The sequence below is a fragment of the Micromonospora sp. NPDC052213 genome (assembly GCF_040679695.1).
GTDB lineage: Bacteria > Actinomycetota > Actinomycetes > Mycobacteriales > Micromonosporaceae > Micromonospora.
This window is the reverse complement of record NZ_JBFAVI010000079.1, coordinates 1-21,449: the sequence shown is the minus strand read 5'-3', so window position 1 is coordinate 21,449 and position 21,449 is coordinate 1. Positions and strand designations below refer to the sequence as shown.

Genomic DNA, 21,449 nt, shown 5'->3' with positions numbered 1-21,449 from the left:
GTCGCGGCATGTGCGGTCACACCCGCGCGCCGACCTGGAGGTTGTGCCAGACCTCGCGGGTCGCGGTGGAGCGGTTGAGGGTGATGAAGTGGATCCCCGGCACGCCCTCGTCGAGCAGCCGCCGGCACATCTCGCTGGCCTGCTCGATGCCGAGCCGGCGCACCGCCTCCGGGTCGTCGGCGATCGCCGAGAACCGCTCGGCCAGGGCCGGCGGGAAGGGCGCCCCGGAGAGCTGCACGGAACGCTCGATCGTGCCGATCTGGGTCACCGGCATCACGCCGGCCAGGATCGGGGTGTCGCAGCCGGCCGCGGCGACCCGGTCGCGCAGCCGCAGGTAGTCGTCGGCGTCGAAGAACATCTGGGTGATCGCGAACTCGGCGCCGGCCCGGCACTTGCGGACGAAGTGCTCCGTGTCGCTGGCCACGTCGGGCGAGCGCGGGTGCTTGTACGGGAACGCCGCCACCCCCACGCTGAAGTCGCCGGCGTCGCGTACCAGGCGGACCAGGTCCTCGGCGTAGAGCACGCCCTCGGGGTGGCGGACCCACTCGCCGCCCGGGTTGCCCGGCGGGTCGCCCCGCACGGCGAGCACGTTGCGCACCCCGACCCCGGCGAGCCGGCCGATGACGTGGCGCAGCTCGGCGACGGAGTGGTCGACCGCGGTCAGGTGGGCCATCGGCAGCAGGGTGGTCTCGGTGGCGATCCGCTCGGTGACCGCGACCGTGGTGTCGCGGGTCGACCCGCCCGCGCCGTAGGTGATCGAGACGAACGAGGGACGCAGCGACTCCAGCTCGCGGATCGCCTGCCACAGCAGCCGCTCGCCCTGCTCGGTCTTGGGCGGGAAGAACTCGAACGAGAAGGTCGGCTGGTGGTCACGGATCAGCTCCCCGATCGCCGGCTGCGGATTGGGGAGGACCGAGGGAAGACCGAGCGCCACCCCACGACTCTAGCGGGCGGGCACGCCGCGCCGGAGACCTTCCCACAGCGGGGGACGCCGGCCGCGCGCGGGTCGACGCGCCCCACCGCGCCGGGACCGAGCGGCCGGCGCCGGTCGACGCCCCGCCCTGCGGCTCGGGACCGAACGGTCCGGAAAGCGTCGTACCCCCGGAGTAGTCATGTGTGCAGCGCGGGGCGGGCCGGCCGGAGGTCGACCTGCCGGGGGCACGCGCGGGGGTCAGCCTTCCACCGGTGACGCACGGGTCCCGTCCGGGCCTGCGCCGCCGCCCGCGCCGACGCCCCGCCCGGAGGACCGATGACGCCGCCCCCACCCGCTCCGCAGTTGCTCGGGCCGCTGCTCGCCCAGCTCCGGCTGGCCCGGGGCTGGAGCCAGTTGCGGCTCGCGGCCGAGCTCTGCGCCGCCTCCGGGGTGCCGACGCTCAGCCGGCACGAGGTCTCCCGGTGGGAACGGCAGCTGCGGGTCCCCGGCGAGTTCTGGCTCGGCTGGCTCGCCGTCGTCCTCGCGGTGCCGCTCGACCTGCTGGCCGACGCCGCGGCCCGCACCCGGCGCCTCGGTCCGCCGCCGTCCTTCGGCGGGTCCCGGTCCCGGGCGGCGCTGCTCGCCCTGGCCCAGCGCTGGCTGGTCGACCCGCGCGCCGCGCTGCTGCCCGGCGCGCCCGCCCGAGCGGCCGACGACCCGGGCGACGCCGAGACCTGCCCGGCCGGGTCCGGGCAACCGGCCGACGACCGGGACCGCCCGGTCGGGTCCGGCGCGCCGCCTCGGGTCCCGGCCCGGCCGGCGGCTCCGGTGGTGGCCGACCGCCCCGGGCCCCGCCCGGCCCGGCCGCGTGCCCGGCCGGTGCGGCTGGCGGAGCTGCGCCGGCTCGACGACCTCGCCGGCGGGGCCGACCTGGCCGGGCTCGGGGCGTACCGGCTGGGGCGGGCGGTGCGGGCGTTGGCGGGGTCCGGGCCGGCCGCGCGCCGCCGGCTGCTGCCCGAGCTGGCCGGGTCGGCCCAGCTCGCCGGCTGGCTCGCCGCCGATGCCGGGGACGCGGCCGGCGCGCTGGACGCCTACCGGTTGGCGTTACGCGCCGCCGCGACCGCCGGTGACCCGGCGTTCGCCGGGCACGTGCTCGGCTCGGCCAGCCACCTGCTCGCCGGCGTGGGCGACCCGGAGGGCGCGCTGGTGCTGGCCCGCACGGCGTACGCCGGGGCGCGGCCGTGGGCCACCCCCGGCCTGCGCGCCCTGCTGCTGCACCGGGTGGCGCTGGCCGCGGCAACCGGGGGTCGGGCCGGGGCGGCGCGGCAGGCGCTCGAGGCGGCCCGCCGCGTGACCGACACACCGGAGCCGGGCCGTGAACCGCCGTGGCTCTACTGGCTCGACGGCCTGGAGCTGGCGGCGATGACCGGGCGGACGCTGGTCGCGCTGGGCCGGCCGCGCCCGGCCGAGGCGCCGCTGCACGCCGTCCGGCAGCCCGGTCGCCCGCGCACCTCGGCGATCTACGGCGGCTGGCTGGCCCGCGGCTATCTCCAGCTCGGCGAGGTGGAGCGGGCCTGCGCCGTGGCCGGCGAGGCGCTGCTCGACGCGGTGCGCGCCGGGTCGCCCCGGGCGCTGGGCCACCTGGCCGAGGTGCGGCGGCGGCTGGCCGGGCACGGCGGCGAGCCGGCCGTCCGGCGCTACCGGGCGCTGGTCGCGACGGCCGGCCCGTACCTGCCCCGCCCTGGGCCGCCGCCCGGACCGGGCGGCCGGCGGGGTCCGGCGACGCGCGCGGCGCGTCGGGCACCCGGCGGTGCGACGGGGGCGAGCCCGACCGGCTAGCGTCGTGGGGTGACCCATGCTGCTCCCGTTTCCCCGGTCGACCGTGCCGGGCTGCGTCAACGCATCGACAAGGCGCTGGCCGAGTTCCTGGCCGGCCAGCGCACCTGGATGACCGGCGTCGACGACGCCCTGATGCCGGTCGCCGAGGCGATCGAGGCGTTCGTGCTGGGCGGCGGCAAGCGGCTGCGGCCGGCGTTCGCCTACTGGGGCTACCGGGGCGCCGGCGGGGTGGACTCCGACCAGGTCGTCACCGCTCTCGCGGCGCTGGAGTTGGTGCAGGCCAGCGCGCTGATCCACGACGACCTGATGGACCGCTCCGACACCCGGCGCGGGGAGCCGGCGGTGCACCGCCGGTTCGCGGCCCGGCACCAGGCGGCCGGCTGGGGCGGCGACGCGAACGGCTTCGGCGACGCCGCGGCCATCCTGCTGGGCGATCTCTGCCTGGTCTGGTCGGACGGGCTGCTGCACTCCTCCGGGCTGGACCCGCGCACGGTCGCCCGCGCCCGGCCCGTCTTCGACGAGATGCGCACGGAGGTCACCGTCGGCCAGTACCTCGACGTGCTGACCCAGGCCACGGGCGACACCTCGCTGGAGCGGGCCGGCAAGGTCGCCCGCTACAAGTCGGCGAAGTACACGGTCGAGCGGCCGGTGCTGCTCGGCGCCGCGCTGGCCGACGCGCCGGCCGAGGTCCTGGCGGCGTACTCCGGGTACGGGCTGCCGTTGGGCGAGGCGTTCCAGCTCCGCGACGACGTGCTGGGGGTGTTCGGCGACCCGGCCCAGACCGGCAAACCCGCCGGCGACGACCTGCGCGAGGGCAAGCGGACCTATCTGGTGGCGGCGGCCCTGGAGGCGACGGACGAGGCGGGGCGCGAGCTGCTGCTCGGCGGGCTCGGCGATCCCGGGCTGGACGAGACCGGGGTCGCCCGGCTGCGGGAGATGATCAGCGACAGCGGCGCGTTGGCGCGTACCGAGCAGCGGATCGCCGTGCTGACCGACGCCGCGCTGGCCGCGCTGGCCACGGTCGACCTGGAGACCGAGGCCCGGCAGTCCCTGGTCGACCTGGCCATCGCCGCCACCCGCCGCACGGACTGACCGCTTCCCACCCCGCCCGCCCACCCCGCACGCGATCTTGCACGTTCGGCCCCGTGTCCCGTATGGCCGGGAATGCCGGGGCGTAAAGTGCACGATCGCGGGGAGGGAGGGACGGGGCGGGGAAGGGTTAGAAGCCGAGGGCTTGGGCGCGGCGCTTGATCTCGCGGGCCTGGTCGCCGGCGAGCGCCTTCGCGGGGGTGGCGCCGGGGAGGGTCTCGTCCGGCTCGTAGAGCCAGCGCAGCGCGGCCTCGTCGTCGTAGCCGGCGTCGGCCAGCAGGTTGAGCACGCCGGGCAGGTGCTTGAGCACGGTCTTGTTGGCCACCAGGTCGGTCGGGATCCGGCGGACGCCGTCGCGGCGCACCGCGATCAGCTCGCGGTCCCGGATCATCTGATGGACCTTGCTGATCGACACGTCGAGGCGCTCGGCCACGTCCGGCAGGGTCAGCCAGTCGGCGGCGTCGGCGGGGCCGGCGGTCTCGGGGGCGGGCACGGCCCGGTCGGCGGGTACGGAGTCGGTCACCCGACCACCCTGCCATGCCGGCCGGCCGGGACCAACGGCACCCCGACGAGGCGACTGAGCAGGTCGGACAGGCGGCGCGAGCGCGACGGGAAGGCTTCCGTCGTAGCCCGGCTGTACCATCCTGTTCAACCTTCACCCTCCGGGCACATAGACTCCCTGCCGATGGACACACAGGTCGCCGACACGTTGCTGGGCTCGCTGATCGACGGGCGCTACCGCATCCGCGGTCGCGTGGCTCGTGGCGGCATGGCGACCGTGTACACCGCCACCGACGAGCGCCTCGAGCGCACCGTGGCGGTCAAGATCATTCATCCGTCCCAGGCGCCCGAGACCCAGGCCCGGGCGGCAAGCTTCGTGGAGCGGTTCACCGACGAGGCGAAGACGATCGCCCGGCTGACCCACCCGAACGTGGTCGCGGTCTACGACCAGGGCACCCACGCCGGCCTGCCCTACCTGGTGATGGAGTACGTCCGCGGTCGCACCCTGCGCGACGTGCTCGCCGAGCGGCGCCGGCTCGACCCCGACGAGGCGCTGGCCATCGCCGAGCAGATGCTCGCCGCGATCGCCGCCGCACACCGGGCCGGGCTGGTGCACCGCGACGTGAAGCCGGAGAACGTGCTGGTCGCCGAGGCACCCACCGGCGGCACGGGCAACCTCGTCGACAGCGTGGTCAAGGTCGCCGACTTCGGGCTGGCCCGGGCCGTCGAGGCGAGCGCCGACGACGAGAACGGCAACCAGCTGATGGCCACGGTGGCGTACGTCGCCCCGGAACTGGTCACCGAGGGGCACGCCGACCCCCGCACCGACGTCTACTCCGCCGGCATCGTGCTGTTCGAGATGCTCACCGGCCGGGTGCCCTACGACGGGGACCGGCCGATCGACGTCGCCTGGCAGCACGTCGACCGGGACGTCCCGGCGCCGTCGACGCTGGTGCCCGGCCTGCCCAAGGCGCTGGACGACCTGGTCGCCCGGGCAACCCGACGTGATCCGGGCGCCCGGCCGACCGACGCCGGCGCGCTGCTGGCCGAGGTGCAGGTGGCCCGGGACGACCTGGGCAACGCGAACACGCGTACCGCCGTGTTGCGCCGGGTGACCGACGAGCCGGCGGTGGCCCAGCCGACGATGGTGGTCGCGGCGGTCCAGCCGGCCGAGCGGCCGGCCTGGGCCCGGCTGCCCGAGGGCGGCGCTCCGCGGGCGGGCCGTCGCCGGGCCGCGACCGAGGAGGACGAGAGCCTGGGGTCGCGGCTGTCCGCGCTGCGCGCCCGGGTGATGGGCGACCCGCGGGGCCGGATGGCGGTCATCGCCGCCGTGGTGGTGCTGGGCCTCGTGGCCGCCGGGGGCGGCTGGTGGTTCGGGGTCGGCCGCTACACGGTGGCGCCGCAGCTGGTGACCCTGAGCAAGGCCGACGCGGAGGCGCAGGCCGCCCGCGCCGGCTTCACCCTCGCCTACGCCGAGCCGCGCTACGACGAGAAGGTCCCGAAGGACGCCGTCCTGGCGCAGGATCCGGCCTCCGCCACCCGCGTCGTCAAGGGCGGCACGATCACGCTGACCCTCTCGCTGGGGCCGGAGCGTTTCCCGGTGCCCGACGTGGTCGGCAAGGAGTTCGAGCTGGCCGAGGCGGACCTGCTCGACGCGAAGCTGGTGGTGGCGAAGGGCACCGCCCGCTACGACGACAACCTGCCCGCGGGCGTCGTGGTGGACACCAACCCGAAGGTGGGCACCGAGGTCAAGCCGGGCGACAAGGTCACCGTGATCCTGAGCAAGGGCAAGGCCCCGATCTCGGTGCCGAACCTGGTCGGCAAGAGCCTGGCCGAGGCCCGGACGATCCTCGCCCAGCTGGGCCTGGTGCTGGTCGAGCCGCCCACCTACAAGGACTCCGACAAGCCCAGGGACGAGGTCCTCGGGCAGAGCCCGGCGGACGGCACCGGGGTGGAGGCGGGCGCCAAGGTCAAGTTGGAGATCAGCAAGGGCCCGCCGCTGGTCCCCGTGCCCCGGGTCATCGACCTGCCGTGCCAGCAGGCCAAGCAGGTGCTGGAGAGCCAGCAGTTCCCGGTGGTGATCCAGTTCAACCCGAACGGCATCACCCGCTTCCAGAACCCGCCGGAGAACACGCAGGTGCCGCCGGGCACCCAGGTCACCATCGGGTGCCTGTGACGATGCCGGAACACCACGAGATGACGGCGCAGGACAAGATGACGGCGCAGGACGGGACGGCGCAGCACCGGCCGGTCGGCTCGCACACGCCCACCTCCGGCGGCCTGGCGAAGGCGGCCCTGCCGTACGCCGACGCGGCCGGCTCGCAGGTCGTGCAGGTCTACGTCTCCAACTCGCGGGGCTGGGCGTTGCCGGCCGGCGACCCCGCCCAGGACACGCTGTTCCGCGACGGCTGCGGCGAGCGGGGCCTGCCGGTCTTCATCCACGCGTCGCTGCTGGTCAACATCGGCTCCCCCACGGCCAACACGGTCGAGCGCTCGGCGGAGACGCTGGCCCACGCGCTGCGCCGGGGCCGGGCGATCGGCGCCGAGGGCGTGGTCTTCCACGCCGGCAGCGCGGTCGACGAGAGTTACGCCGACGCGGCGATGCGGCAGGTCCGCGAGACGCTGCTGCCGCTGCTCGACGAGGCGGAGGCGGCGGGCGGCCCGCGGCTGCTGGTCGAGCCGAGCGCGGGCGGCGGCCGGTCGCTGGCCTCCCGGGTGGAACAGCTCGGGCCCTACCTCGACGCGGTGGACGGGCATCCCTGGCTCGGGGTCTGCTTCGACACCTGCCACGCCTGGGCAGCGGGGCACGACCTAGCCGCCGAGGGCGGCATGACCGCGACGCTGGACACGTTGGTGGCGACGGTCGGGGCCGGGCGGCTGCGGCTGGTGCACGCGAACGACTCGAAGGACCTGTGCGGCTCGACCCGGGACCGGCACGAGAACATCGGCAAGGGCACCATCGGCGAGCCCGCGTTCGCCGAGCTGATGGCGCACCCGGCCACCGCCGGCGTCCCGGTCGTGGTGGAGACCCCGACGGAGAAGCACGTCGGCCACGCCGTCGACATCGCCACCCTCAAACGCCTGCACCCCTGAGACGTCGCCCGGCTCCGCCCCCCGGTCCGACGGGCCGGAGCTGGGCGGAGTCCGGCCTGCGGCGGCCCGGCCCCGCGCGCCGGGGGTCCCCCAGCCGCCCGGGATCCCGGACGCGCCGTGGCCTCCGTAACGGCTCGGTCCCGCGTACCCGCGCCGGGCGTCAGCCCCGGAGGATGCGGGTGACGACCTCGACGGCCCGGTCGATGCCGGCGTCGTCGACGTCCATGTGGGTGACCAGGCGGGCGACGCGGGGGCCGAGGACCGACACCAGGACGCCCTCGGCGCGGGCGGCGGCGGCCAGGGCGTGCGCGTCCAGCGGCGCCTTCGTCAGGTCCAGCGGCACCAGGTTGGTGCGGACCGTGCCGGCCAGCACCCCGAACGGGGCGATCGCCTCGGCGAGCCGGGCCGCCTTCGCGTGGTCGGCGGCGAGCCGGTCGACGTGGTGGGCCAGCGCGTACCGGCCGGCGGCGGCGAGGATGCCGGCCTGCCGCATCCCACCGCCCATCCGCTTACGGATGAACCGGGCCCGCTCGATCTGCTCGGCGCTGCCGACGACCAGCGAGCCGACCGGCGCGCCGAGCCCCTTGGAGAGGCAGACCGACAGGGTGTCGAAGAGGGCGCCGTACTCGGCCAGCGGCACGCCGTCGGCGACGTGCGCGTGCCAGATCCGGGCGCCGTCGCAGTGCAGCGCCACCCGCGCGTCGTCGGCGACCCGGCGCAGCTCGCGCAGGGTGGCCAGCGGGATCACCCCGCCGCCGCCCCGGTTGTGGGTCTGCTCCACCGCGATCGCGCGGGTGGGGACCGCCCAGTAGCCGTCCGGGCGGATCATGGCGGCGACCGCGTCCGGGTCGATGTCCGCGCCGACCGCCGGCCACGTCCGCGAGGAGATGCCGCCGTACGCGGCGGCGGCCCCGATCTCGTACGTCACCACGTGGGCGTCGGCGTCGCAGAGCAGTTCGTTGCCGGGCGGCACCAGCAGTTGCAGGGCGATCTGGTTGGCCATCGACCCGGTCGGGGCGAACAGCGCCGCCTCGTGCCCGAAGAGCGCGGCGACCTCGGCCTCCAGCGCGTTGACCGCCGGGTCCTCGCCGTAGACGTCGTCGCCGACCTCGGCGGTGGCCATCGCCTCCCGCATCCCCGGCGTGGGCCGGGTCACGGTGTCGGAACGGAGGTCGATCAGGCCTTCGCTCGCGACTGCGGGGCTCGCAGGCTCACTCCTCGCGCTCGCAGGAAGCTCAGCCACGCAGCATCTCCGCCACCAGGAAAGCCAGCTCCAGCGACTGCTGGGTGTTCAGTCGCGGGTCGCAGGCGGTCTCGTACCGGTCGGGCAGGTCGAGGTCCTCGATGCCCTGGGCGCCGCCGAGGCACTCGGTGACGTCCTCGCCGGTCAGCTCGACGTGCAGGCCGCCGGGGTGGGTCTCCAGGCCCCGGTGCACCTCGAAGTAGCCGAGCACCTCGTCGACGATGCGGTCGAAGTGCCGCGTCTTGTAGCCGTTGGACGACTCGTGCGTGTTGCCGTGCATCGGGTCGCACTGCCAGACCACCTTGGCGCCGGCGGCGGTCACCTTGGCGACGATCGGCGGCAGGGCGTCGCGGACCTTGTGGTTGCCCATCCGGCTGATCAGGGTGAGCCGGCCGGGGATGTTGTCCGGGTTGAGCTTCTCGCAGAGCTCGATCGCCTCGTCCGGCGTGGTGGTGGGGCCGAGCTTGACCCCGATCGGGTTGGCGATGCGGGAGATGAAGTCGATGTGCGCGCCGTCGATCTGCCGGGTGCGCTCGCCGATCCACAGGAAGTGCCCCGACAGGCCGTACGCCCGGCGGTCGGAGACCCGCGTGAGCGCCCGGTCGTACTCCAGGGCGAGGGCCTCGTGGGAGCAGTAGAGGGTGACGGTGCGCAGGGCCTCGTCGTCGGTCATCCCGCAGGCGCGGATGAACGCCAGCGCCCGGTCGATCTCCCGGGCGATCGCCTCGTATCGCTCGCCGGCCGGCGAGTTCTTCACGAAGCCCTTGTTCCAGTCGTGCACCGCGTGCAGGTCGGCCAGCCCGCCGGCCAGGTACGCGCGGAGCATGTTCATCGCGGCGGCCGAGTTCGCGTACGCCCGGATCATGCGCTGCGGGTCGGCGGCCCGCGCCTCCGGCGTGGCCTCCAGCGAGTTGATCATGTCGCCGCGGTAGGCCGGCAGCCCGCGCGCGTCGGTCGGCAGCGACCGGGGCTTGGTGTACTGCCCGGCGACCCGGGCGACCTTGACCACGGGCAGCGAGGCGCCGTAGGTGAGCACGATCGCCATCTGGAGCAGGGTGCGGGCGTTGGCCAGCAGGTGGCTCTCGGTGTTGTCGGCGAAGGTCTCCGCGCAGTCACCGCCCTGGAGCAGGAACGCCTTGCCCTCGCAGACCAGCGCGAGCCGCTGGCGGAGCTGGTCGACCTCGTAGGGCGCCACCACCGAGGGCACGGTGTCGAGCACCTTGCAGACCTCGGCGACCCCGGCCGGGTCCGGCCACGGCGGGGTCTGCGCGCGGGGCAGCTCCCGCCAGCGGTCCAGGCCGAGGGCCGCGTCCTCGGCGGAGTCGATGGTCGGGCGGCTGGTCTGCAGCCCCGGGCTGCCCACCGCGGGATGGCTCAGCTGATGCCACTCATGGCGCATGACAGAAGCGTACGGCGACCGACCGGGCGGCCGACGGGCGGAGGGCAGGGTTCCGGCAGGTGAGAGATGACTCACCGGAGCGCAGGTCAGGGCGTCGCGGCCGGAGCCGGGGAGTGGCCGCCCGGCGCCTCGGCGGCGATGCACCAGTCGGCGCCATCGCGGGTGACCGTGAACAGCAGCGGCCGGGCGACCGTGCGGGAGCCGGCCTTGACCGAGACCGTGGTCATGACCTCCTGGCCCTGGGGGCCCGGGCGGATGTCGGTGATCTCGGCCTGGGAGACGGTGAAGTGGTCGGCGAAGTCGCCGTTCGGGCCGGTCGCGGCGGCGTCGAAGCCCTCCTGGAGGACGGCGCAGAGCTGGCTGCGGCCGGCCGCGACGTCCTTGGCGGTCATCGCGTCGAGGTACGCCTGCACCCGCTCCCGCGACTTGGCGGCGGCCTCCTCGGCCGGGGCCCGCCCGGGCTTGGTCGCCGGGTCCTCCTCCTTGCCGATGCCGCAGCCGAGCAGGGCGAAGGGCAGGGTTCCGAGCAGCACGGCGCCCGCCGCCAGCCTCCCGTGCGTCGCGCGCATCGCCACCTCCGTCGCCGTGGACATCGAGCCCGTTGAGCGGCGAGTCTGTCACATCGACCGACGTGCCTGGCGGTCCGCCGCGCCCGAACCGGTCCGGAGCCGCCGGTCCCCGTCCGGCGGCGGCGCCGGTCGCCGGCGCCCGCGGGCGGGGGCGGGTGCCAGGGGGCACGGCCGGGCGGGGAGGGACCGGTGCGTGGTCCCTCCCCGCCGGGTGGGTGGTGCGTCGGCCTGCGGCCTAGCCGAGACCGCCCTTGATGGCGCCGATCAGCTCGCCGTTGCCGGTGTCACCGGAGAGCTCCCAGAAGAACGCGCCACCGAGGCCCTGGTTCTTCGCGTACGTCATCTTGCCGTTGATGGTCGACGGGGTGTCGTAGCTCCACCAGTTGCTGCCGCACTTGGCGTACGCGGTGCCGCCGACGGTGCCCGTCGCCGGGCAGCTGTTCCTGAGCACCTTGTAGTCCTCGATGCCCTGCTCGTAGGTGCCCGGGGCGGGCCCGGTGGCGCTGCCGCCCGGAGCCGCCTGGGTCACCCCGGTCCATCCCCGGCCGTAGAAGCCGATGCCGAGCAGCAGCTTGTTGGACGGGATGCCCTTGCTCTTGAGCTTCTGGATCGCCGCGTCGGACCAGAAGCCCTGCTGCGGGATGCCGGGGTAGGAGTAGAGCGGGGAGTGCGGGGCCGTGGGACCCTGGGCCGCCCACGCGCCGAAGAAGTCGTAGGTCATCGGCATGATCCAGTTCAGGTGCGGTGCGGCGCCGGCGTAGTCGGTGGCGTCGATCTTGCCGCCGTCGCTGCCGTCCGCCGTGATCGCGGCGGTGACCAGCGCCGACGAGCCGAACTTCGTACGCACTGCGCTGATCACGTTCTTGAAGGCGTTCGGGCCGCTGCTGTCACAGGTGAGACCGCAGGCGTTCGGGTACTCCCAGTCGATGTCGATGCCGTCGAAGACGTCCGCCCAGCGCGGGTCCTCGACCAGGTTGTAGCAGGACTCCGCGAAGGCGGCCGGGTTCTGCGCGGCCTGGGTGAAGCCGCCGGACCAGGTCCAGCCGCCGAAGGACCAGATCACCTTGAGGTTCGGGTACATCTTCTTGAGCTTGCGCAGCTGGTTGAAGCTGCCGCGCAGCGGCTGGTCCCAGGTGTCGGCGACGCCGTCGACGCTGTCCGCCGCGGTGTACGCCTTCTCGTAGTCGGCGTAGCTGTCGCCGATCGTGCAGCGGCCGCCGGTGGTGTTGCCGAAGGCGTACAGGATGTGGGTCAGCTTGGCGGCCGAGCCGCTGGTGTGGATGTTCTTGACGTGGTAGTTGCGGGCGTAGACGCCCCACTGCGCGAAGTAGCCGACGACCTTCTTGCCGCCCGGGTCCGGCGGCGGAGTGGTGGGTGGCGGGGTGGTCGGCGGCGGCGTGGTGGGCGGCGTCGTGGTCGGCGGCACGGTGGTGGGCGGCGGGGTGCTGCCGCCACCGCACGCCACGCCGTTGATCGTGCAGTTCAACGGCGCCTTGTACGCGCCGGTGCCGTTGTAGCCCCAGCTGAAGGTGGCACCCGGCGCGAGCGGGCCGGCCCAGCTCTTCTTGACCGCGACGTAGTGGTCACCGGTGCGCGTGACGTCGGCGTCCCAGGAGCTGCTGATGCTGGTGCCCGACGGCAGGTCGAACTCGATGCGCCAGGTGCTGACCGAGGAGCTCGACCCGTTGGTGATGGTCACCCGCGTCTCGTGACCGGTCCCCCAGTCCTGCGTCTTGGCGAACGCGGCGGTCACGCTGCCGTCGCCGAACGCGCTGGCCATCGGGACCGTGGCGGCTGTCACCGCCATGACGGCACCGACCCAGAGGGCCCGGCGGAGCGATCTCTTCATGTGGCGTCTCCCTAAACAGTTAGGAAACTTTCCAAAATGATGCTGCGACGCTACTCACGTCGTCATCACTTCGTCAAGATGTACATGCATCGATTTCCAGTGGGAGCGCGGTCGGCTCCGCCCGGCCCCCGCGGCGCACCCGGCGGCGGCGCGTAACCTCGGCCCATGACCGTCTTCGACACCCACATCGACGCCCTGACCGGCGGCCCGGCGACCCTCGCGCAGCACCGCGGACGCGCGCTGCTGGTGGTCAACGTCGCCTCCCGCTGCGGCCTCACCCCGCAGTACGCCGGCCTCCAGGCGCTGCACGACGAGTACGCCGACCGCGGCCTGGTGGTGCTCGGCGTGCCCTGCAACCAGTTCGCCGGCCAGGAGCCGGGCACGGCCGAGGAGATCAGCGACTTCTGCCAGGTCAACTACGGGGTGACCTTCCCGCTGACCGAGAAGGTCGACGTCAACGGCCCCGACCGCCACCCCCTCTACGCCGCGCTGGTGGGCACCCCTGACGCCGAGGGACACACGGGCGACGTGCGGTGGAACTTCGAGAAGTTCCTGGTCGCGCCGGACGGCACGGTCGCGGCCCGGTTCGCGCCGACCGTCCAGCCCGACGCGGCCGAGCTGCGCGCCGCGATCGAGAAGGTGCTGCCCCCGGCGGCCTGACCACCACCCGGCGCCGGCTCGGCTCCCCCGTGGACGGAACGGTGCCGCTACGCGTCCCCCGGACTACGGTCGGCGGTACGTTGGGCGTACGGGCCACCCATCGCCGCCGCCGGCCGCGCTCCCCCTGCCGCCAGCGCGGCGACGGCGGGAATTGTCGACCACGCCGATAGGGAATACGGCCGCAACGAGCGGAGTTGGGGACCGACATGACAACTGTGGGACTGATCGGCAGTGGACACATCGGCGGGACGCTGGCACGGCTGGCGGTGGCCGCCGGCTACGACGTGGTGCTGAGCAACTCGCGCGGCCCGGAGACCCTCAAGGACCTCGTCGACGAGCTGGGCGCCCGCGCCCGGGCGGCCACCCCGGCGGAGGCGGCGGAGGCCGGCGACCTGGTGGTCGTCACCATCCCGCTCAAGGCGTACCGGGACGTGCCGGTCGAGCCGCTGGCCGGCAAGGTCGTGCTCGACACCAACAACTACTACCCGGAGCGGGACGGCACCTTCCCCGAGCTCGACGCCGGCTCGGTCACCAGCAGCGAGCTGCTGCAGCGGCACCTGCCGCGGTCGCGGGTGGTCAAGGTCTTCAACAACATCTTCTTCAAGCACCTGCACGCGCTGGCCCGGCCCGCCGGCGCCGCCGACCGCAGCGCGTTGCCGGTCGGCGGCGACGACGCGGGCGCGAAGGCCGACGCCACCGCCTTCCTCGACCGGATCGGCTACGACGCCGTCGACGCCGGGTCGCTCGCCGAGAGTTGGCGCTACCAGCCGGACACGCCGGCGTACGGGACCATCTACTCGGCCGACCCGGCGAACTGGGAGCGCGAGGCGCCGGCCGACGCCGCCACGGTGCGCGCCGCCCTGGCCGCCGCCACCCGCTGAGTCGGCGCCGCCGTCACCCCCGGACCGCCACCGCCGGACGTGCCGCTCACCCGGGCGGGGTGGGCGCGCCGAGCACGCGGAGCAGGCTGGTGCGGAGCGCCGCCGTCGCGTCCGCCTCGGACATCCGGCCGGCGTCGGCCTCCTCGCTCGCGGCGTGGCCGAGCTTGACGACCACCGCGACGAACCAGTCGGCCGGGAGCCGGTCGTCGAACTCTCCGGCCTCCTGCCCGCGCCGCACCACCCGCCTGAGCCGGTCCACGACCGGCGCGTGACGCTCCTGGTCGGCCTGCGGGCTCACCGGCACGGCGCTGATCGCCTGGAGCAGGCCGCGGTACTTCCCGGCCTCGCGGGCGCTGACGTCGAGCATGCGCAGCAACGCGTCGGCGGCCGGTCCGGTGTCGGTGTCGGCGGCGTCCATCGCGGCGACGACCTCCTCGGTGACCCGGTCGAGGACCGCCGCCAGCAACTGCTGCCGGGACGAGAAGTGGGCGTAGACGGTCTGCCGGGTCACCCCCGCGGCCGAGGCGACGGCCTCGACGCTCGCGTCGGGATGGGCGCTGAGGAGTCGCACGGCCGCGTCCAGGACGGCGGCCCTGCTGCGCAGGGCGTCGGCGCGGCGCTTCGGAGACGAGGTCATCTCTTACATCTTGCCAAAGTTGTCGGGCGTCCATATCTTACAAGCTGTAAGAGTTGTGCCGAAGCTATCGCGAGACGGGAGCGCCATGCGTCCACGCCATGACACCGACCCCGAGGGGTTCATCGCCGACTTCTTCACCTCCTTCACCGCCGACCTGTTGGGCAGCGACGAGGACGCCGGGCTGATCGTCGACCGCTACCACACGCCCGACATCGTCCAGATCGCCGACGGGCACCGGATGGACCGGGACAAGCTGGTGGCGCACACCCGCCCGGTGCGCAGGAAGGGGCTCGACAGCCGCATCGAGGTGCACGAGGCGCTGGCGCACGGGGACCGCGTCGCCGCGCGGTACACGCTGCACGTGGACAACCCGAAGCGGCCCCTCGCCATGGAGGTGCACTTCTTCGGACAGTTCACCCCCGACGGTCGGATGCGCCGGTCGCACATGCTCACCCGCGCCGTGCCCGCCGATCCCGGACCCGCTCCGGGCCAGCCGGCACCGCGGGCGCGCGACCTGCCGACGGAGTCGGCATGACCACCGCCTCCTGGGCCGTGAGCGGCATGGCCTGCGGGCACTGCGCGGCCTTCGTCACCGAGGAGATCGAGCGCCTGCGGGGCGTCACCGCCGTGGCGGTGGACGTCGAGGCCGGCACGGTCACGGTGACCAGCGACAGGGTTCTCGCCGTCGCCGAGGTGCGCGCCGCCGTCGAGGAAGCGGGCTACGAGCTCACCGACCCACGGTAGCTCGCCCGGCGATCCCCGTGGGCGGGCGGGCGGGCGGCCGGCGCGCCGCGCCCCGCGCCGGCCCGAAGGCCGCCGACCGGGTGGTGGACCTGGCCGTCGCGCCGCCGGGTCAGACCGGGCGGCGGCCGGCGAAGCCGCACTCGACGCGGTGGTACCAGCGCACGTCGGTGTCGCCCTCCAGCCAGCACCAGAGCACCGGCCGGCCGGCCCGCTCGCCGGGGAAGTCGAGCAGCACCGGCGCGATGCCCTTGACCTGGATGTCGTGGGAGTGCAGCTCCTCGACGAGGGCGTGCAGCCGGGCCTCCAGCCCCTTGACCTCGGCCCGTCCGCCGAGCGGGCTGGCGCCCCGGTCGGCCAGGTCGGCGCGCAGTTCGGCCAGGTCGGCCCGCAGCCGGATCAGCTCGTCGACGCGCGGGCGCAGCGTGGCGATCAGGTGGCGGGCCTGGGCGAGGGTGAACACCGGGCCAGTATGGAGCACCACGTCCGGTATGGAGCACCACGTCCGGGCGGCCGGCCGGGACGCCGCGGGACCGCGCGGTCCCCACCGCCTCCCTCCATGTAGCTAACCTTCCTTGACGGGGCATCAATGCGTAGCTAAGTTTCGACGCAACCGACGGGAGGTCGACATGGAGCGCAGGAAGTTCCTGGCCGGTGCGGGTGCGGTGACCGCGGGCGCGGTCGCGGCGGCGGCCCCTGGCACGCCCGGCAACGCGGTGCCCGGCATCCGCCGCGTGGCGACCGGCCTCGACGTCCTCGTCGGGTCCGACTTCGCGGACCTCGCCGGCCAGCGGGTCGGCGTGATCTCCAACCCCACCGGGGTGGACGCGTCCTACCGCCACCTGGTCGACCTGATGCACGCCTCGGACGCGGTGCGGCTGGCCGCGGCGTTCGGCCCCGAGCACGGATTCCGCGGCTCGGCGCAGGCCGGCGGCAGCGAGGGCACCGGCGTCGACGCCCGCACCGGGATCACCGTCTACGACGCGTACGGGGCCTCCCAGGCCAAGTGGGAGACCATGTTCACCGAGGCTGGCGTCGACACCGTCGTCTTCGACATCCAGGACGTGGGTGTCCGCTTCTACACGTACATCTGGACGATGTACACCTCGATGGTGGCCGCCGCCCGCGTCGGCAAGCGGTACGTCGTGCTGGACCGGCCGAACCCGGTCGGCGGCCGGGCCTACGGGCCGATGATGACGCCCGCCTACACCTCAGGCGTGGGTCTGAAGGAGATCGTCCAGCAGCACGGGATGACCGTGGGCGAGCTGGCCGGGTTCTTCAACGCGGAGTTCCTGCCCGCCGCGGCGGGGCGGCCCGTCGACCTGCACGTGGTCCGGTGCCGGCACTGGAAGCGCGACAAGCTGGCCGCCGACACCGACCTGCCCTGGGTGATGCCCAGCCCGAACATGCCCACCCCGGACACCGCGCTGGTCTATCCCGGCACCGGCCTGTTCGAGGGCGTCGCCTCGCTCACCGAGGGCCGGGGCACCTGCAGGCCGTTCGAGCTGATCGGCGGCCTGGCCGGCGACTTCGACTACCACTGGTCCGACCGGCTCAACGCGCGCGACCTGCCCGGCGTCGAGTTCCGCGAGGCGTACTTCACGCCGACGGCGGCGGGGCAGAAGCCGGCACTGCTCAACAAGCTCTGCGCCGGGGTGGAGGTGAAGGTCGTCGACCGGGCGACGTACGACCCGATCCGGACGGCGGTCGCGATGCTGGTGGAGGCGCGCAAGTACCCGGCGTTCGCGTGGCGGAGCGACTCGTGGGACGCCGCGCGACCGTACTGGGTGGACAAGCTGACCGGATCGCCGCGGCTGCGCACGATGATCGACGCGGGCGCCGACGTGGCGGACGTGGTCGACGCCTGGGCCGACGAGCTGGCCCAGTTCGACCGGCGGCGGGCGCCCCACCTGCTCTACTAGGGACGTCCGGCTGACCCGGCGCTCAGCTGTTCGGGGGCCCGCCGCCGCCGGTCCGGCCGGTTCACCGGAAACGGGCTCACGTCGGTGACCGGCTCGATACTCTCGGCTCTCGGGATCCCCCACGGACATCCGGAGCCACTCGATCGGCGAGATCGCCGGTGACGCAGGCGATCGACGTCCCGCCGCACGACCGGCGGCATCTCGCCACGACTGGCGCGGGACACGTCACGCCGATAGGAGCGTCATGCCCGGGAAGTCACGATCGCCTGTCCTGCACCTCGTGGTCTGCGGCGCCGAGCCCGCCGCCGGACTCGCCCCGTTCGTCGCGGCCTGCCAGGAGCTGAGCTGGGAGGTCCACGTCATCGCCGCCCCGGACGCGACGGCCGCGATCGACCGGGCCGCGCTCGCCGACCTCACCCGCCACCCGGTGCACGAGGAGGAGCAGCCGGAGACGCTGTACCCGCTGCCGCCGGCCGACGCCTACGCGGTCGCGCCGGCCAGCTTCGACCTGGTCAACAAGTGGGCGTACGGCCTCAACGACAACCTGGCCCTGCGGCTGCTCAACGAGGCGACCGCCGTCGGCCTGCCGGTCCTCGTCGTGCCCGCCCCGGAGCCGGCGCTCGCCCGGCACCCCGCCTTCCTGGAGAGCCTGACGCGGCTGCGGCACTGGGGCGTGACGGTCACCGGGCCCGCCGAGGCGGCGGACGAGGTCGGCGACCCCTTCCCGTGGCACACCGCCGAGCAGGTGGTCTCCGCCTGGACGCGGTTCGCCCGGGTCCCCGCGCAGGCCGGCGCGGGCCGGGCGCACCGCGCCGACGACCTGGCGCTGCGGTCCGGCTGATCCACCACGCGGTGGAACGGCATGTTCCCGGGCACCCTCACCGACGGCCCGGCCGGGTTCGCCACGGACCCGTGAGGTGGGTGCCGACGCCCTCCGCCGGCAGCAAGGCCGTCAAGCCCGGCGTCAGCCGGTCCCGGCCATCGCGGTGAGGCGGCGGGCGAGCAGGGCGACGGCCTCCCGCAGCTCCGGAGGCTCCAGCACCTCCGCCTCGAAGCCCAGCCGGGCCACGTGCACGGCGAGCCAGTCCAGGTTCTCCCCGCCGACGACGAGCACGCACCACCCGTCGCGGTCGTCCTCGACCCGCCCCACCTGGGGCGGCACCAGCTCCCGCACCCGGTCGGGCCGGGCGTGCACCCGCACCCGGGCGACATACCGGTACGACGCCTCGGTCACGGACCGCTGCACGTGGGCGACCGGGTCCGGATGCTCTCTCGGCCGGAAGCGCCAGGTCGTCGCCACCACCTCGCGCATCCGGTCCAGCCGGAAGGTGCGCCAGTCGTCGCGGTCGACGTCCAGGGCCATCAGGTACCAGCGGCGGCCGGTGGTGACCATCCGCACCGGCTCGACCGTGCGCTCGCGTTCCCCGCCGTCGCGGCCGGCGTAGCGGAACCGCACCCGTACGGCGTCGCGGCAGGCCCGCGCGAGCGTCAGCAGCAGCTCCGCGTCGATCTCGACCCCGGGGCCGACCAGGGTCTCGGTGGCGCCGTGCACCGCCCGCACCTCGGCGCGCAGCCGGGGCGGCATCACCTGGTCGAGCTTCGCGAGCGCCCGCAGCGCCGCCTCGCCCGCCCCGGCGACCGTGCCCCCCGACGCCAGCCGCAGGGACACCGCCGTCGCGATCGCCTCCTCGTCGTCGAGGAGCAGCGGCGGCAGCCGGGTGCCCGCGCCGAGCTGGTAGCCGCCGCCGACGCCCGCCGTCGCGTGCACGGGGTAGCCGAGCGCGCGCAGCCGCTCCACGTCGCGGCGCACCGAGCGGTCGGTGACCCCCAGCTCGGCGGCGAGCTCGGCGGCGGTCCAGGACGGCCGGCGCTGCAGCAACGCCAGCAACCGCAGCACCCGCTCGGTCGTCGCCTCGACGGTCACGCGTTCATCGTTCCACAGATCGCGGAACGATCCTGTCCGCTATCTGGGGGAGGCTGGAACCATGACCGACCAGACCTGGAATCTCCTGCTCCGAGATCAGCTCACCTGGCACTGGACCCGCCAGCTGCGCGGTCGTCTCGACGGACTCACCGATGACGAGTACTTCTGGGAGCCGTCGCCGGGCTGCTGGAGCGTGCGCCCGCGCGGCATCGGCACCGCACCGGTGCGAGCCGGGTCCGGCGCGATGACCATCGACTTCGCGGTGCCGGTGCCCGACCCGCCACCGGTCACGACGATCGCCTGGCGACTCGGGCACGTGATCGTCGGCGTGCTCGCGGCGCGCAACGCCGCGCACTTCGGTCACGCGCCCACCGACTACCGGTCGTTCGAGTACGCCGCGACCGCGACCGCGGCGCTGGCCCAGCTCGACGCGGAGTACGCCGTGTGGCTCGCCGGGGTCGAGTCCCTCGGCGAAACCGGCCTCGCCCGCCCGTGCGGGGCGGCCGAGGGGCCGTACGCCGAGCGCCCCCTGGCAGCGCTGGTGCTGCACGTCAACCGCGAGCTGATCCACCATCTGGCCGAGGTGTGCCTGCTCCGCGACCTCTACCTGCACAATGACCGGCAGACCCGACGGGAGGCGAGCTGAGATGGCCCGCGACGTTCAGATCACTTTCGACTGCGCCGACCCGGCCGGGTTGGCGGCGTTCTGGGCCGAGGCCCTCGGCTACCAGTTGCAGGCCCCGCCCGGGGGCTTCGAGTCGTGGGAGCAGGCACTGGAGGCGATGGGCGTGCCGCCCGAGAACCGCAACGACGCCTCCGGGCTGGTCGACCCCGACGGCTCCCGGCCGCGGCTGTTCTTCCAACGGGTGCCGGAGGGGAAGCAGGCCAAGAACCGCGTGCACCTCGACGTGCGCGCCGCCCCCGGGCTCCACGGCGACGCGCGGATGGCGGCCCTGGAGGCGGAGGCCGAGCGGCTCGTCTCCCACGGCGCCACCCGGCTCAGGCGCCACGATCCCGATCCCCCGCTCGGCGCCGGTCACATCGTGATGGCCGATCCCGAGGGCAACGAGTTCTGCCTCGACTGACCAGCCGCGCGGCGGTGCCGGCGGATCGACGCGGTCCGGACCGCGTCGATCCGTCCGCGCCGGTCGTACCGACCACCGGCCGACAGACGTGTCGGAGTCCCGACCCGCGAGGTCGGACTCCGACGGGTCAGTCGGCCTGGGCGGCCAGTTCCCGGGCCCGGTCCCGGGCGGCCTCCAGCGCGGCGAGCAGCGCCGCGCGTACGCCGTGCTTCTCCAGCTCGCGCACGGCGGAGATGGTGGTGCCGGCCGGCGAGGTGACCGCCTCGCGCAGCTTCACCGGGTGCTCGCCGGAGTCGCGCAGCATCACCGCGGAGCCGATCGCGGTCTGCACGATCAGCTCGTGCGCGACCTGCCGGGGCAGGCCGAGCAGGATGCCCGCGTCGATCATCGCCTCGACCAGGAGGTAGAAGTACGCCGGCCCGGAGCCGGACAGCGCGGTCACCGCGTCCTGCTGCGACTCGGGCACCCGGATGGTCGAGCCGAGCGGCTTGAACATCTCCTCGGCCAGCGCGAGGTGCGCCCCGGTGGCGTGCGCGCCGGCGGAGATCGCGGTCATCGCCTGGTCGACCAGGGCGGGGGTGTTGGTCATCACCCGCACCACGGGGGTGCCGTCGGGCAGCCGCCGGTTGAAGAAGCTGGTGGGCAGGCCGGCGCAGAGCGAGATCACGAGCTTGTCGGCGGGCACCTTCGGCCCGATCTCCTCCAGCAGCGCCGCCGCGTCCTGCGGCTTGACCGAGACGGCGAGCACCTCGGCCTCGTCCACCGCGACCAGGTTGTCGACGACCCGTACGCCGTAGCGGGCGGTCAGCTCCTCCGCACGGGCGGGCCGGCGGGCGGTGGCCAGCAGCCGGTCCACCGGCCATCCGGAACGCAGCAGCCCGGAGAGCATCAGCTCACCGATCTTGCCCGCCCCGATCACCGCGACCGTGTGTACCCCGGACGACATCGCGGGCGTACCCCCTCCTGTCGTGGTGGGGGGGGGGGGGGGGGGGGGGGGGGCCCCCCCCCCCCCCCCCCCCCCCCCCGCGGGGGCGGGCCCCCGCCCCCCCCCCCCCCCCCCGGGGGGGGGGGGGCGCCCCCGGCGATGGGGCGGCGGGATCGGTC

The 21,449-nt window shown here is 74.6% G+C and carries 22 protein-coding genes; 12 read left to right on the top strand and 10 right to left on the bottom strand.

Annotated features, from left to right (window positions below):
- Positions 1-16: 16 nt before the first annotated feature.
- The gene (metF, locus tag AB0L34_RS19605) at positions 17-934 is read right to left on the bottom strand and encodes a methylenetetrahydrofolate reductase [NAD(P)H] (RefSeq protein ID WP_357451360.1); all 918 of its coding nucleotides are present in this window, start codon (positions 932-934) and stop codon (positions 17-19) included.
- Between the two features lie 315 nt (positions 935-1,249).
- Between metF and AB0L34_RS19600 the strand changes: the two genes are divergently transcribed.
- Both AB0L34_RS19600 and AB0L34_RS19595 read left to right on the top strand, forming a co-directional pair.
- Positions 1,250-2,752, top strand: coding sequence for a helix-turn-helix transcriptional regulator (locus tag AB0L34_RS19600; protein WP_363705762.1), 1,503 nt, complete (start codon positions 1,250-1,252; stop codon positions 2,750-2,752).
- A 9-nt stretch (positions 2,753-2,761) separates the two neighbouring features.
- Positions 2,762-3,844, top strand: a complete 1,083-nt coding sequence (locus AB0L34_RS19595) for a polyprenyl synthetase family protein (RefSeq protein ID WP_363705761.1) — start codon at positions 2,762-2,764, stop codon at positions 3,842-3,844.
- A 127-nt stretch (positions 3,845-3,971) separates the two neighbouring features.
- On the opposite strand, the gene AB0L34_RS19590 is transcribed toward AB0L34_RS19595, so the two are convergent.
- Positions 3,972-4,334 (bottom strand): Rv2175c family DNA-binding protein, encoded by a 363-nt coding sequence (locus AB0L34_RS19590; protein WP_350712139.1) that lies wholly within the window; start codon positions 4,332-4,334, stop codon positions 3,972-3,974.
- A gap of 192 nt (positions 4,335-4,526) precedes the next feature.
- On the opposite strand from AB0L34_RS19590, the gene pknB reads away from it, so the two are divergent.
- Both pknB and AB0L34_RS19580 read left to right on the top strand, forming a co-directional pair.
- On the top strand, positions 4,527-6,518 hold the full coding sequence (pknB, locus tag AB0L34_RS19585; protein ID WP_363705760.1) for a Stk1 family PASTA domain-containing Ser/Thr kinase: 1,992 nt from the start codon (positions 4,527-4,529) through the stop codon (positions 6,516-6,518).
- Between the two features lie 38 nt (positions 6,519-6,556).
- Entirely contained in the window at positions 6,557-7,435 is an 879-nt protein-coding gene (locus AB0L34_RS19580; protein ID WP_363705770.1) for a deoxyribonuclease IV, read from the top strand.
- Between the two features lie 160 nt (positions 7,436-7,595).
- Here AB0L34_RS19580 and AB0L34_RS19575 read toward each other — a convergent pair whose 3' ends face one another.
- The 4 genes from AB0L34_RS19575 to AB0L34_RS19560 form a co-directional block, all read right to left on the bottom strand.
- A complete protein-coding gene (locus tag AB0L34_RS19575) occupies positions 7,596-8,615 on the bottom strand; it encodes a GntG family PLP-dependent aldolase (RefSeq protein ID WP_363705769.1) in 1,020 nt (339 codons plus the stop codon).
- Positions 8,616-8,670: 55 nt separating this feature from the next.
- Complete coding sequence (locus tag AB0L34_RS19570) at positions 8,671-10,077, bottom strand: class II 3-deoxy-7-phosphoheptulonate synthase (protein ID WP_350712129.1); 1,407 nt, start codon at positions 10,075-10,077, stop codon at positions 8,671-8,673.
- A gap of 86 nt (positions 10,078-10,163) precedes the next feature.
- Positions 10,164-10,646, bottom strand: a complete 483-nt coding sequence (locus AB0L34_RS19565; RefSeq protein WP_363705759.1) for a hypothetical protein — start codon at positions 10,644-10,646, stop codon at positions 10,164-10,166.
- A gap of 235 nt (positions 10,647-10,881) precedes the next feature.
- Positions 10,882-12,495: a glycosyl hydrolase family 18 protein gene (locus AB0L34_RS19560; protein WP_363705758.1), complete on the bottom strand. Its 1,614-nt coding sequence runs from the start codon at positions 12,493-12,495 to the stop codon at positions 10,882-10,884.
- A gap of 165 nt (positions 12,496-12,660) precedes the next feature.
- Here AB0L34_RS19560 and AB0L34_RS19555 point away from each other — a divergent pair, with 165 nt between their 5' ends.
- Positions 12,661-13,155 carry a glutathione peroxidase gene (locus AB0L34_RS19555; protein ID WP_363705757.1) on the top strand — a complete coding sequence of 165 codons (495 nt, stop codon included), beginning with the start codon at positions 12,661-12,663 and terminating at the stop codon, positions 13,153-13,155.
- A 206-nt stretch (positions 13,156-13,361) separates the two neighbouring features.
- Positions 13,362-14,036, top strand: coding sequence for an NAD(P)-binding domain-containing protein (locus AB0L34_RS19550; RefSeq protein WP_363705756.1), 675 nt, complete (start codon positions 13,362-13,364; stop codon positions 14,034-14,036).
- Positions 14,037-14,082: 46 nt separating this feature from the next.
- On the opposite strand, the gene AB0L34_RS19545 is transcribed toward AB0L34_RS19550, so the two are convergent.
- Positions 14,083-14,673: a TetR/AcrR family transcriptional regulator gene (locus AB0L34_RS19545; protein ID WP_357451333.1), complete on the bottom strand. Its 591-nt coding sequence runs from the start codon at positions 14,671-14,673 to the stop codon at positions 14,083-14,085.
- An 85-nt stretch (positions 14,674-14,758) separates the two neighbouring features.
- Here AB0L34_RS19545 and AB0L34_RS19540 point away from each other — a divergent pair, with 85 nt between their 5' ends.
- Both AB0L34_RS19540 and AB0L34_RS19535 read left to right on the top strand, forming a co-directional pair.
- Positions 14,759-15,208 (top strand): nuclear transport factor 2 family protein, encoded by a 450-nt coding sequence (locus AB0L34_RS19540; RefSeq protein WP_363705755.1) that lies wholly within the window; start codon positions 14,759-14,761, stop codon positions 15,206-15,208.
- On the top strand, positions 15,205-15,417 hold the full coding sequence (locus AB0L34_RS19535) for a heavy-metal-associated domain-containing protein (protein WP_363705754.1): 213 nt from the start codon (positions 15,205-15,207) through the stop codon (positions 15,415-15,417). Before AB0L34_RS19540 ends, AB0L34_RS19535 begins: the two co-directional genes overlap by 4 nt.
- A gap of 109 nt (positions 15,418-15,526) precedes the next feature.
- Here AB0L34_RS19535 and AB0L34_RS19530 read toward each other — a convergent pair whose 3' ends face one another.
- Positions 15,527-15,877 carry a DUF2203 domain-containing protein gene (locus AB0L34_RS19530; RefSeq protein ID WP_357693221.1) on the bottom strand — a complete coding sequence of 117 codons (351 nt, stop codon included), beginning with the start codon at positions 15,875-15,877 and terminating at the stop codon, positions 15,527-15,529.
- A gap of 166 nt (positions 15,878-16,043) precedes the next feature.
- On the opposite strand from AB0L34_RS19530, the gene AB0L34_RS19525 reads away from it, so the two are divergent.
- Positions 16,044-17,336: a DUF1343 domain-containing protein gene (locus AB0L34_RS19525; RefSeq protein WP_363705753.1), complete on the top strand. Its 1,293-nt coding sequence runs from the start codon at positions 16,044-16,046 to the stop codon at positions 17,334-17,336.
- Positions 17,337-17,580: 244 nt separating this feature from the next.
- Positions 17,581-18,177, top strand: a complete 597-nt coding sequence (locus tag AB0L34_RS19520; protein ID WP_363705752.1) for a flavoprotein — start codon at positions 17,581-17,583, stop codon at positions 18,175-18,177.
- 123 nt (positions 18,178-18,300) lie between these two features.
- Here AB0L34_RS19520 and AB0L34_RS19515 read toward each other — a convergent pair whose 3' ends face one another.
- Complete coding sequence (locus AB0L34_RS19515) at positions 18,301-19,260, bottom strand: YafY family protein (RefSeq protein WP_363705751.1); 960 nt, start codon at positions 19,258-19,260, stop codon at positions 18,301-18,303.
- Between the two features lie 61 nt (positions 19,261-19,321).
- Between AB0L34_RS19515 and AB0L34_RS19510 the strand changes: the two genes are divergently transcribed.
- Positions 19,322-19,906: a DinB family protein gene (locus AB0L34_RS19510; protein WP_363705750.1), complete on the top strand. Its 585-nt coding sequence runs from the start codon at positions 19,322-19,324 to the stop codon at positions 19,904-19,906.
- Position 19,907: 1 nt separating this feature from the next.
- Positions 19,908-20,345, top strand: coding sequence for a VOC family protein (locus AB0L34_RS19505; RefSeq protein ID WP_363705749.1), 438 nt, complete (start codon positions 19,908-19,910; stop codon positions 20,343-20,345).
- Between the two features lie 127 nt (positions 20,346-20,472).
- Here AB0L34_RS19505 and proC read toward each other — a convergent pair whose 3' ends face one another.
- Complete coding sequence (gene proC, locus AB0L34_RS19500) at positions 20,473-21,291, bottom strand: pyrroline-5-carboxylate reductase (protein ID WP_357451305.1); 819 nt, start codon at positions 21,289-21,291, stop codon at positions 20,473-20,475.
- Positions 21,292-21,449: the final 158 nt, after the last annotated feature.